The sequence below is a fragment of the Cupriavidus sp. 05L411 genome (assembly GCF_056398045.1).
On record NZ_JBFTOQ010000033.1, the window covers coordinates 63,431 to 75,075 of the forward strand.

Annotated in this window: 8 protein-coding genes; 3 read left to right on the forward strand and 5 right to left on the reverse strand. The window is 68.2% G+C overall.

Annotated features, from left to right (window positions below; genetic code table 11):
* Nucleotides 1-74: 74 nt before the first annotated feature.
* The gene (locus AC1DQR_RS29640; protein WP_416052966.1) at nucleotides 75-2,174 is read right to left on the reverse strand and encodes a TonB-dependent siderophore receptor; all 2,100 of its coding nucleotides are present in this window, start codon (nucleotides 2,172-2,174) and stop codon (nucleotides 75-77) included.
* 208 nt (nucleotides 2,175-2,382) lie between these two features.
* On the opposite strand from AC1DQR_RS29640, the gene AC1DQR_RS29645 reads away from it, so the two are divergent.
* Entirely contained in the window at nucleotides 2,383-3,099 is a 717-nt protein-coding gene (locus AC1DQR_RS29645) for an SDR family NAD(P)-dependent oxidoreductase (RefSeq protein WP_477134278.1), read from the forward strand.
* 37 nt (nucleotides 3,100-3,136) lie between these two features.
* Here AC1DQR_RS29645 and AC1DQR_RS29650 read toward each other — a convergent pair whose 3' ends face one another.
* The 4 genes from AC1DQR_RS29650 to AC1DQR_RS29665 form a co-directional block, all read right to left on the reverse strand.
* A complete protein-coding gene (locus AC1DQR_RS29650) occupies nucleotides 3,137-4,441 on the reverse strand; it encodes a type II toxin-antitoxin system HipA family toxin (protein WP_477134279.1) in 1,305 nt (434 codons plus the stop codon).
* Entirely contained in the window at nucleotides 4,438-4,731 is a 294-nt protein-coding gene (locus tag AC1DQR_RS29655) for a helix-turn-helix domain-containing protein (RefSeq protein WP_150992224.1), read from the reverse strand. Before AC1DQR_RS29655 ends, AC1DQR_RS29650 begins: the two co-directional genes overlap by 4 nt.
* Before the next feature lie 112 nt (nucleotides 4,732-4,843).
* Nucleotides 4,844-6,469, reverse strand: coding sequence for a rhodanese-like domain-containing protein (locus AC1DQR_RS29660; RefSeq protein WP_416052963.1), 1,626 nt, complete (start codon nucleotides 6,467-6,469; stop codon nucleotides 4,844-4,846).
* A 49-nt stretch (nucleotides 6,470-6,518) separates the two neighbouring features.
* Nucleotides 6,519-7,151: a cysteine dioxygenase family protein gene (locus tag AC1DQR_RS29665; protein ID WP_416052962.1), complete on the reverse strand. Its 633-nt coding sequence runs from the start codon at nucleotides 7,149-7,151 to the stop codon at nucleotides 6,519-6,521.
* A gap of 391 nt (nucleotides 7,152-7,542) precedes the next feature.
* Here AC1DQR_RS29665 and dapC point away from each other — a divergent pair, with 391 nt between their 5' ends.
* Together dapC and AC1DQR_RS29675 are read left to right on the forward strand one after the other, a co-directional pair.
* Nucleotides 7,543-8,769 carry a succinyldiaminopimelate transaminase gene (gene dapC / locus AC1DQR_RS29670; RefSeq protein ID WP_416052961.1) on the forward strand — a complete coding sequence of 409 codons (1,227 nt, stop codon included), beginning with the start codon at nucleotides 7,543-7,545 and terminating at the stop codon, nucleotides 8,767-8,769.
* A 105-nt stretch (nucleotides 8,770-8,874) separates the two neighbouring features.
* Nucleotides 8,875-11,169: a rhodanese-like domain-containing protein gene (locus tag AC1DQR_RS29675; protein WP_416052960.1), complete on the forward strand. Its 2,295-nt coding sequence runs from the start codon at nucleotides 8,875-8,877 to the stop codon at nucleotides 11,167-11,169.
* The last annotated feature ends 476 nt before the right edge of the window (nucleotides 11,170-11,645 follow it).

Genomic DNA, 11,645 nt, shown 5'->3' on the forward strand with positions numbered 1-11,645 from the left:
TCTGCGAGCCCGAATCTTGAACGATCCTGGCCCGGCTGGCTAGGCTGCGATGTGCTGCAAGCGCACAGCGTAGCTTAGTAGTTGAGCGCCACGTTGAGCATGACCGTACGGGGATTGCCCACCGGCACGATGTTGTTGCTCAGGCCGCCGGCGTAGTACGCCTTGTCGAACGCGTTCTTGACGTTGAGCGCGGCCTTCCAGTGCGATGCCACATAGCCCACGCCAAGGTCCGCCACCGCGTAGCCGGGCACGGTGTAGTTGAAGGTGTAGCCGCGCTTGGCGCTCTCCGCGCGCATGCCGGCGCCGGCGTACCAGCCTGCCAGCGGCCCGCGGAAATGCTTGGTGCCCCAAAGCGAGACGCTGTGCCGGGGCACGTTGTTGAGCGGCTTGCCCACATTGGCGGCAACGGTATCTTCCGTGACCTCGCTGGCGATGTAGGCATAGGCGCCCGCCAGGCTCCAGCCGCCGCCAAGATCCGCCGTCAGCTCTGCCTCCAGCCCGCGCGTGCGCTGCTCGCCCGTGGCAATGCTGAAGCCGGTATTGACCGGGTCCGAGCTCAGCACGTTGCGCCGGGTCAGGTCGAAGGCCGACAGTGTCAGCAGGCCGCTCTTGTTGGGCAAATCGAACTTGATGCCCACCTCGGCCTGGTGTCCCGTCTCGGGCTTGAAGGTGCCGCCGTTGACGTCGGTGCCACTATTGGGCAGGAACGAAGTCGCGTAGCTGACATAGGGACGTGCCCAGCTGGTCAGGTCGAACATCAGCCCGGCGCTGCCGGTGACGGCCCGCGCGGTGTCGTCCAGGCGCGTGGCGGCCAGGCGGTCCGTGGTGCTGGTGCGGGCGGTGTCGTGGCGCAGGCCGGCGGTGAGCAGCCAACGCTCGGCAAACCGCACCTGGTCGCGCGCGTAGAAGGCCAGCGTGCTGACGTTGTCTTCCTGGTTCAGGCTGTAGGCGCTGGGGCAGTTCACGGCCGCGCCATAGACCGGGTTGTAGACGTTCAGCGCCGCAACGCGGCAGGTGCGCTGCAGGCGGCTCTCGTTGCTGCGGTTGTAGTCCACGCCGAGCGTGATCTCATGCTGCTGCCCGGCAATCTCGAAGCGCCGCTGCAGGTTGGTGTCCACGCCGATGGTGGTGCCGGAGAAGTCCTGCTGCGTGCCGCTGCGGCTGAGCAACTGGCTGTTGACGGCCATGGTGCCGCCCGCGATCAGCGTGCCGGCCAGCGACAGCGATTGCCAGCGGAAATTCTGGTTCAGCGTCCAGCCGGAATCGAAGCGGTGGGTCAGCGCATAGCCCAGCCGGTTCTGCTCGCCGTCGTATGGCGCCAGGCCCGGCTCGCCGGTAAAGCGGCTGTTGGGCAGGGTGCCGTTGCGGTTGGCGGTGAGCGTGCCATTCACGGGCAGGCCTTGCTGGCGCACATATTGCCGCTCGTTGTGGCTCGCCAGCAGGGTCAGGTCGGTGCGCGCGCCCAGGTCCAGCGACAGCGACGGCGCGATATAGCGGTTGCGGTAATAGACGTAGTCGGTCGCGTCGTCGCTGTTCATCGCCAGGGCGTTCACGCGCAGCGCGGCCTTGCCGTTTTCCGACAACGGCGTGCCCACGTCCGCCGTGGCCTGCCGCAAGCCGTAGTTGCCTACCGTCAGCCCCAGTTCGCCAAACAGTTCGGGCCTGGGGCGCTTGCTGACGATATTGACCATGCCGCCCGGCTGCACCTTGCCGAACAACACCGAGGCCGGGCCCTTGAGCACTTCCACGCGCTGCGCGCCGAACAGCTCCTGCGCCACGCGGTTGTTGGACTCGACCAGCAGGCCATCCACAAAGACGGATTCCGATGCGCGCTGGCCGCGGATGATGAAGTCGTCCCAGCCGCGCCGGCCGTAGACATTGGTGACCACGCCTGCGGAATTGGCCAGTGCGTCACCCAGGGTTTGCGCTTGCTGGCTGTCCATCAGGTCGCGCGTGATCACGGTGATGGACTGCGCGCTGTCCGCCGCGGACGTGCCGGACTTGGTCACGCCCGCTGCCCGGCGCGTGGCAAAGCCGGTGTCGGCGCGGGGGTCTTCGGCGGCGCTGACCGTGACGGACGGCAAGGTGGTCTCGGCGTCCGGGGCGGCCTGGGCCATGGCGGGGGAGAACAGGCAGCCCAGGGCGGCCGGGGCAATCAGTTGGCGAGTGAGCATGGTGCTGCGAGAGTGCGGAAAGCGCCGGATTGTAAATGATAATGATTATCGTTTGTTAGGTTTTGTAATGAAATCGGGCCGTGCTTAGCCGGGGACGGCGGTGCCGAATGCATGCGCCGGTTTTGCGGCTCGCCTCCCAACGCGCTTTCCACCTCAAGCGCGGCAGACTATGGTGACTAGGAGGCAGAAGCCCGAACAGGAGAACACCATGGCATCGTCAGCATCCCCCCGCCGCATCGTGATTACTGGTGCCGGTGGCGCGCTTGGCCGCGCCGTTACCCAGGCGTTCGCGGACGAGGGGGCGCGGCTGGCCCTGATCGACCGCGATGTGGAAGTGCTGCGCGCGCACGCGCCGGTGCCCGAGGCTGCGGACTGGCACCTGTTGCTGGCGGCGGACGTGACCTCGACGGATAGCATGGCCGTGGCGGCGCGCAGCATCCTCGACGCGTTCGGCGGCGTGGATGTGCTGGTGCACGTGGCCGGCGGCTTCGAGATGGGTGAGCCCATGCATGCGCTCAGCCGCGAATCCTGGATGCGGATGATGGATCTGAATGCCTGGTCGCTGGTGGCCGTGACGCAGCATCTGCTGCCCGCCATGCTTGCGCAGGGCGCCGGCAAGGTCGTGGCTGTGACCGCGCGCGGCGCCGCCAGCGGGGCCGCCACGATGGGTGCCTACTGTGCGTCAAAGAGTGCGTTGCAGCGTCTGGTGGAGAGCTTGTCGCACGAGGTGCGCCGGGCCGGCGTCAACGTCAACAGCGTCGCGCCGGGCACGCTCGACACCCATGCCAACCGCCAGGCCATGCCCGCCGCCGATCCCACCGACTGGGTCTCCACCACGTCGGCGGCGCGTGCCATTGCCTTCCTGGCCTCGGACGCGGCGCAGGCGATCCATGGGCAGCATGTGGTGCTGGATGGGCTGAGCTGAGCGGCGCAACGACGCTAGCATCTTTTGGAAACGGCCTCTAAGCCTTGCGCTGTGCCAGCGGCAATGTCGCCAGCCGCTCCAGTACGATGGCACGCATGCCCGCCGGCGCCGGCAACTGCTCCAGCAATGCCGCCCAGCGCTCGTGCGCCATCGCCACCGCATCCTTCACGGCGGCGGTGGCGATGCGCTCGGCGATCCGGGCCTTGCGCGCGAACTCGCGGTAGGTCTGCAGGGTTTGCTCGCGCTGCTGGCGGTCGATGGCCACATTCTGGCCGAAGCCGGCAAAGCCCGGCAGGGCSGCCACGCTGACGATGTCGTARGCGGGCGACARYTCGGGCGCGAYRCCGTTGCGGTACAGGAAGGAGAAGTTCTTCAGGTGGGCGTCGCTGTTGCCCAGCAGGGTATTGACGGCCTGGCGGATAAAGAACTGCCGCACGTCTTCGATGCCGCGCACGCTCAGGCGCTCCAGCAGTTGCACCAGGGCGGCGTAGGCGTCATGGCCGCCATACTTGCGGTTGGGCATGCGGGTCAGCAACTGGCAGCCGTCTTCGGCATGCACGCGCCCGCCGGGCTCGCGGTCGAAGCGGTCCACGGCGAGGAAGTGCAGGCGGGTGCCAAGGGCCTCGGCCAGCCCCTCGACCTCGATGGCGGCAAGCGGCACGGGCCGGCACGGCGCCACCGCCACGCCAGCGGCCTGCGCCAGCTGCATCGACACATATTCGTTGAAGACCTGGCTATCGTCATTGCGCGCGGGCAGCTTGGCGATCAGGTCGGAGAGGTGCCCGTGGGTGGGCATGGTGTAGCGCTTGCCGGCATGCGCGGTGGACAGCGCCAGCTTGTTCTGCACGCCCGAGACCGAGGCCGCGCCTTCGGTGGCGCCTTCGATCACGGCAATTTCCAGGTTGTCCGCGCCGCCCGTCACGCCGACGGTGCGCACGTACTCGGGCAGGGCGTCGATGGGCGCGGGGCGAACCACCACCGCGCCCGGCAGGTCGTCGCCGGCGGCGGCCAGGATGCCGAAATCGTCGCGGTCTTCGGGATGGTGGCGCGTGGCCTCCAGGCGCTTGCGCAGCTCGCTCTCGGGCAACAGCCCGGCGAAGTAGGGTGGCAGCGCCGCGTTGGTGTTGTACAGCGCGGGATGGAAGGGGTTGGACAGCACCGAGGCGGTCAGCGTGTCGTTGCCGGGGAAGGTCAGCGAAAGGCTGAGCGTGGGCCGCAGCGGGTCGCCGCGGAAGGCTTCCGCCGGCACGAAGCGGCAGGTGCGCCCGACCTCGCACAAATGGCCGCACAGCACGCCGTGCAGGTGCACTTCCAGATAGCGGGGGCGCAGCCCGGTGCTCATGATTCCTGCTCCAGGAACATTTCCACCGAGGTCTTGGCCTCGCGGTCCGGCCCGCTGTCCTTGCCCTCGACCAGGCGTTTCACGGCGAGCAGGTGCTCGCGTGGTACCAGGACCCATTCCGCATCGAGCGCGGCACCCACGGCTTCGAGTGTGGAGGCGCGCACATCGCTGCGGCCGCTCAACGCCGTGGTCAGGTTGGACGGCGCCATGCCGATCAGCCGGGCCACTTCCCCCAGCGAGGATTTGCGTGTGGCTCGGCGTGCCTGGAGCTGATCAAAGAATGATGCCATGGCATATTTTCACATCAAAGGATATGAAATAGCATAGCACACGACACGAGCTTATTATGTTATTACATTATTTATATCAAATTGATATGTCACAACATAATAGCTTGTGCGATCAAGCCGCCTTGCTCTGGTCTGCCGCTTGCCCTGCGGACGCCAGAATGCGGAAGCGGCCCAGCTCATCCGGCGCGCACTGTGCAATCAACCCGGTTTCCCAGGCCAGGTAGGCGCGCGCGGCGTCCTTGTTGCCCTCGTGCCGGTCGTGCACGAAAAACAGGTAGTCGATACGCGCTTCCGGCGGCAGCCCCACCGGCTCGGCCGCCTCGGGCAGCCCCGCGGCCTGCCACGTGCGGTAGCCCTCCGCCAGCCGGTACACGTGGCGATAGCCGGCGGCCAGCAGATCCTGCCCGGCCAGGTTGGCGACGTGCGGCTCGCTCGCGATCAGGATGACCGGCTGGTCGGGGGTGGCGCCAAGGCGCTCGAGCGTGGCGGGAAGGCGCGGGCGGATCGACCAGGTGGCGCCTTCGGCATGGCCGCGGGCGTACTCGGCGCTTTCGCGCAGGTCGATGCGCAGCGCGTCGGGCGCCTCCGCGTGCAGCGCGCGCAGCAGGTTGGCGTCGAGCACCGGCAGGGCGTGGGCGGGCAGGGTGCGCGGCGGCGCGCTCGCCTTGATGGCGGCGTTGACGCCGTGCGCGAGCACGGCGCTCTCATAGCCCAGCTGGTAAAGCCAGCTGGCCACCACCGGTGCGCGCACACCGTCGTCGTCGAACACGATCACGCGGCTGCCGCGCACGCCGATGTACTGGTCGGTGGCCTGCACCAGCTGGCCGCCGGGCGCGTGCCGCGCGCCGTCGATCGAGCCTTGCGCGAATTCCTCAGCGGTGCGGATATCCAGCAGGTAGGTGGTGCGGCTCTCGTCGTCCAGCCACTGCTGCGCCTGCGTGGCCGACAGCGCGGGCAAGCCAGCGCGCTGCAGCAGCCGGGCCGAGCGAGCGCGCGCCTCGGCCAGCTCGCTGGCCGGCGGGGCCGCCGGGTAGCGGCGCTGGCTGCCGTGCTCGAGCGCGTGGTCGGCCAGGTACCAGCCCTGCGTGCCGTTCTCCAGCGCCAGCACGGGATTGGGCAGGCCAAGGTTGCGCAGCGTCTGCGCGCCGATGATGCTGCGCGTGCGCCCGGCGCAGTGCACCACCACGGTGGTCTGCGCATCCGGCAGCAGTGTCGCCAGGCGCAGGGCCAGCTCGCCGTTGGGCAGGCTGTGCGCGCCGGGGATGGTCATCTTCTGGTGCTCGGCAAAGGTGCGGCCATCCACCAGCACCAGTGGCTCGCCGCTGTCGCGGCGCGCCACCAGCTCAGCAGCGCTCAGGCGCGGCGTGTGCTGCTGGTGCTCGACCAGTTCGCCAAACGTCTTCGATGGCACGTTGACGCCCTTGAACAAGGTGTAGCCGGCCGCGGCCCACGCCGCGGCACCTCCCGCCAGCAGCGTGAGATTGCTGTAGCCCAGGCCAGCCAGCCGCTGTGCCGCCAGCTCGGCCACGCCGTCGCCGTCGTCGAACAGCACGATGCGCTCGGCCAGGCGCGGCGCCAGGCGGGCAACATCCAGCTCCAGCCGGCTGTAAGGCAGGGGCACGGCGAAGAAGGGATGGCCCTCGCCATATTGGCCGTGCTCGCGCACGTCGAACAGCGCCAGGGGCTGGCCGTCGTTAAGCCAGCCGCGCAAGGTGACGGCGTCGATGGATTGGGTCATGGAGTGCTCCGCGTGAACAAGGGATGGGGCTGTCGTCTTGGCCGCAATGTCAGGCCGCTGCTTTCTCGCTGCGGTTCATCTGGGTGGCGTTGTAGTTGACGATGCGCCCGGTCTCCAGCTCCACGCCGATGCGCCCCGTCAGCGTTTCGAGCGGACGGCCGTAGAGGTGGAAGTGCAGCGTGGGGGCCTCGCCCACCACGTGGATGCTATGGATGTCCTGCGGCAGGAAGCTGATCGGCGTGCCCGGGCGCACCACCAGCTCGCGCTCCAGTTCGATGCTGGCCCGCTCGGGATTGCTGCCGTCGTCGGTGCGGCGGTAGACGCGGTTGAGCTCATCGCCTTGCACGGCCACGATGACGGCCCACGTGTCGTGGTTGTGCGGGATGGTCTTCTTGCCCGGCACGATCGAATTGAGGTAGAGCGCCGGCAACTGGCCTTCTCCGCTCAGGCGGTAGCGGGTAGAGGTGGTGGTGCCGTCGCTGGGCGGCGGGAAATCGGCAAAGCCGAACAGCTCCTTCTGGTCGGCCAGCTTCTGCAGGGCGGCGGTGACCTGCCCGAGCGTGGCGCGATCCACCTCGCGCTGTGCCGTCAGTGCGCTGACTTCGGCGAGGGTGGCGGCAATGGCCGCATTGCGCTGTTTTTGCTGATTGGTCTGATTGGTCGGGTTCGTCTGGGTCGTCATGGGGGGAGATCCTGTTATGAATACGATGCCGTGGCAGGTGGCGGCCGTGCTCCACTCTACGGAGTGCGGGACCCGGGAAGAACTAACAATATCGCCGATGCATATTCGGTTTTGATCTGGTGCAAGGCGACATGAGGCCTGCGGCGGCGCATCGACTATCGCATCAAGCATTGCATTACCAACGGCGGAAAGATTCGTTGCCGCGGCGCGGGGCCGGGTCCTAGAGTAGCCCGCTTGTTCATATGGCACCCGCCAGGGATTCACCATGCTCCGCAAGCCCTTCATTGCACGCTCCTGCTCTCCGTGCTGGCGCGCGCGGGCGAGCCAGAGGTGAGGGAGTTCACGGCCAGGCCTGGCAACCGCCAAGCCGCCGCCCAATGAGAGAACCAGCATGAGCCAACCACTGCACGAACGCCTGCAACCCTATCCCACGGAAAAGCTGCAGGCGCTGGCGGCGCAAACGCCCCTGCGCACCAGCCTGCCGCCGATCAGCTTCAGCTGGGGCGAGCCGCAACATGCCACGCCGCACCTGGTTGTGCAGGCGCTGGCCGAACACGCCGGCGGCATTGGCCGCTATCCCAAGGTGGCTGGCAGCGACGCGCTGCGCGAGGCCATCGCCGCCTGGATCGCGCGCCGCCACGGCGTGGCCGGCCTCGACCCGGCGCGCGAGATCGTGCCCGTCAACGGCGCCAAGGATGCGTTGTTCAGCCTGGCGCAAGTGGTGCTGCGCGCAAACCGGCCGCGGCATGGCGCGCCGGTGGTGCTGGTCAGCAATCCGGGCTACCAGGTCTACGAAGGCGCGGCGCTGCTGGCCGGCGCCGAGCCGTATTACCTCGACATCGATCCCGCGCAAGGGCTGGCCGCCGCGTTCGACGCAGTGCCCGCGCACATCTGGCCGCGCGTGCGGCTGGCCTACCTTTGCTCGCCGGACAACCCCTCTGGCCACGTGTACGCGCTGCCCGACTGGGAGCACGCGCTGGCGCTGGCCGAGCGGCACGGCTTTCATATCGTGTCGGACGAGTGCTACTCCGAGCTGTACTTCGACGAGGGCGCGCCGCCGCTGGGCGTGCTGGCCGCGGCCCAGGCGCTCGGCCGGGACCGCCAGCGCATCCTGGCCGTGGCCAGCTTGTCCAAGCGCTCCAACGCGCCCGGCCTGCGCTCCGGCTTTGTGGCCGGCGACGCCGATGTGCTGGAGCGCCTGCGCTTGTACCGCAGCTATTGCGGCGGCGTGCTGAGCCCGGCGGTGCAAGGTGCCAGCATCGCAGCCTGGCAGGACGAGGCGCACGTGGAGGAAAACCGTCGCCTGTACCGCGAGAAATTCGCCTTCGCCATTCCGCTGCTGCAGCAGGTGGCCCGCCTGCAGCAGCCGCAGGCGGGTTTCTTCGCCTGGCTCGACATCCGCGCCAGCGGGCTGGACGACGTGGCCTTCACGCGCGAACTGCTGGCCGAGCAAAACGTAGCCGTGGTCCCGGGGACTTTCCTGGCACGCACGGTGAATGGCCGCAACCCCGGCGCGGGCCATGTCCGCATTGCCCTGGTGGCCGCCGCCGAGGAATGCGCGCAGGGCGTGGAGCGGCTGGTGGCCTTTGCCCGCGCGTGGCAACCCGCGGCGGCATGATGCCCGCGCCAGGCACGGCATAACGATCTGCGATCTGATTCGTTAGCGCCCGGCGCAACTTCTTTTAGGCTTCAACCTGCCCAGCATTTTCAAGAGCTTCCCGCCATGACCATTACCGACTTGTCCCAGACCTTGGCCGAGACTGACGCAAACGCCGACGCAAGCGCCGACGCCACGGCCGTTGCCGACCACGTGAGCGGCGCCCGCGCCGCAGCGGTCGCCGCCTTCATCGCCCGTGCTCGAGAGATCGCCGGCGGCCACGCCGCCGACAAGACGCCGCTGGCCGCGATCGCCGACGAACTGGTGGCGCTGGCTGGCCAGGCGCATCTGTTCCCGCCGGCGCATTTCCCCGTGGATGCGGCCAGGCCCGCCGCGATCTACCGGCTGGCGGAAGACCCGGACGGCCGCTTTGCCTTGTTCGCCTCGGCCGGCCTGCCGGGCAAGGCGCAGCCGCCGCACGACCACACCACCTGGGCGGTGATTGCCGGCGTGCGCGGCGTGGAGCGCAACGTGATCTTTCATCGCAGCCAGGGCAGCAAGCCCGGGCTCGACACGCTGGAGCCGCTGCGCCAGCTCGATGTACAGGCAGGCAATGCCATCACGCTATCGCTCACCGATGTGCATACCATCGAACTGATCGGCGACACGCCTGGCCTGCACCTGCACTTCTACGGCCTCACGCTGCCCCGCCTGAGCGAGCGCGTGAAGTTCGACCCCGCGCCCGAGGGCGGCACGCAATACAGCTACCGCACCTTCGCCGCGCCCGCGCTGATCCGCCATCCGCTGGTGAGCCCGGCCGCGCTCAAGCGCGCCATTGCCCAGGGGGAGGAGCTCGCGGTGCTGGATGCGCGGGAAGAGGGCGCTTTCTCGCGTGAGCACCTGTTGTTCGCCGTGCCCGCGCCGCTGGGCCGGCTCGAGACCACGATCGACCGGCTGGTGCCGCGCCGCACCACGCGCATCGTGGTGACGGATCTGGTCGAGGATATCGCCCACGCGGCCGCGGCCAAGCTGCTGCGCTTTGGCTATACCAACGTATCCGTGCTGGAGGGCGGCACGCGTGCCTGGCAGGCCGCCGGCTATGAAATTTTCAGCGGCACCAACGTGCCCAGCAAAGCCTTCGGCGAAGTGATCGAGCACGAGCTGCACACGCCGTGGATCACCGCAGAGGCGCTCAAGCTGCACCAGACGCGTGGCGACAACGTGGTGGTGGTGGACAGCCGCCCCTTCACGGAATTCCAGAACATGAGTATCCCCGGCGCGGTGGACTGCCCGGGGGCTGAGCTGGTCTACCGCATCGGCGAGATCGCACCCGATCCCGAGACGCTGGTGGTGGTCAATTGCGCCGGCCGCACGCGCAGCATCGTGGGCGCGCAGACGTTGATCAACGCTGGCATTCCCAATCGCGTGGTGTCGCTCAAGGACGGCACCATGGCATGGCTGCTGGCTGGCTACCAGCTCGACCACGGCCAGACCCGTTTCGCGCCACAGCCCGGCGAAGCCGCCCAGGCCGCGGCGCGTGAACGGGCCGCCCGCGTGGCGCAGCGCGCTGGCGTGCAACATATCGATGCGGCGCAGCTAGCCGCTTTCGCGCAGCAGGCGGATGACCGCACGCTGTACCGCTTCGACGTCCGCTCGCCCGAGGAATACGCCGCAGGCCACCTGCCGGGCTGGCGCAGCGCCCCCGGCGGCCAGCTGGTGCAGGCCACCGATGCCTACGCCGGCACCCGCCGCGCCCGCATCGTGCTGGCCGACTGGGATGGCGTGCGCGCACAGATCACGGCAGCCTGGCTGGCCCAGTTCAGCGGCCACGAGGTCTACCTGTTCCGCCCGGCACCGCTGGCACCACGCGAATCCGGCCCCGAGCCCGTGCGCGTGCTGCGCGCCTCCGAGGCCGAAGCGCCGTGGATCGAAGCCGCATCGCTGTCCGCGCTGCAAGCGCAGGGCGGGGTCACGGTGGTGGACGTGGATAGCAGCCTGGCATTCCGACGCGGCCACTTGCCCGGCGCATGGTTCGCCACGCCGGAGAAGGTCGCGCTGGTGCTGGAGCACGCCAGTGCCGGCGACATCATCGTGGTGACCTCTTCCGACGGCGTGCTGGCGCAAGCGGTAGCAGCCGAGTTGCGCCGCACCAGCCAGCGCGACGTCCGCGCGCTGCTCGGCGGCAACGCACGCTGGCAAGCGCTTGGCCTGCCAACGGAATCCGGCGAGGCCGGCACGGCCGCCGCAGCGCGAATCCTGACCGGCGACGAAGACGCATGGTACAGCGCCTACGCCTACGAGGATGAAAGCCGCCGGAAGTCCGAGATGCACGCCTACCTGAACTGGGAAATCGGCCTGGTGGATCAACTCGAACGCGACGGCGATTTGCCGGTGCGGCTGGTGGATTACAACCAGCAGTAGGCGCAAAGGCATCGCTTCGGCCAGCGCCCGCCCTCTCCCACAAGTGGAAGAGGGGAGCCAACCAGCGGACAATGTGAAAGATTCGGTGTAGCCGTGATTCCCGCCCGAAGGGGCGGGAATCACCCACGGCGATGCGAAGCGAGCCGTGGAGGTGTGCCAAGGCCGTATGGGGCGCCTCGTGATCCGGCGAAAAGAGCGGAAAAGAGGGACCCATGTCTGAGTATCGCCTTAAGGCGATGCGAGTTTGGGTCCCGGCCGCTCTTTTCGCCGAAGCCCGAGGGGGTAGTCGCCCCATCCGGCGCGCCTTCTTTGCCTACTTTCTTGGCAAGCCCTCCATGTCAGGATACTTGTCGTCTCCGTCTCCTTGGTGAAGCAAAATGGAGGGCGGTGTGCGAATAGGTGATGACACGATATGCAATCGAGCATCGGGAATGGGTGGTGGAGCAGATGATGCCGCCGCTGAACCGGTCGATAGT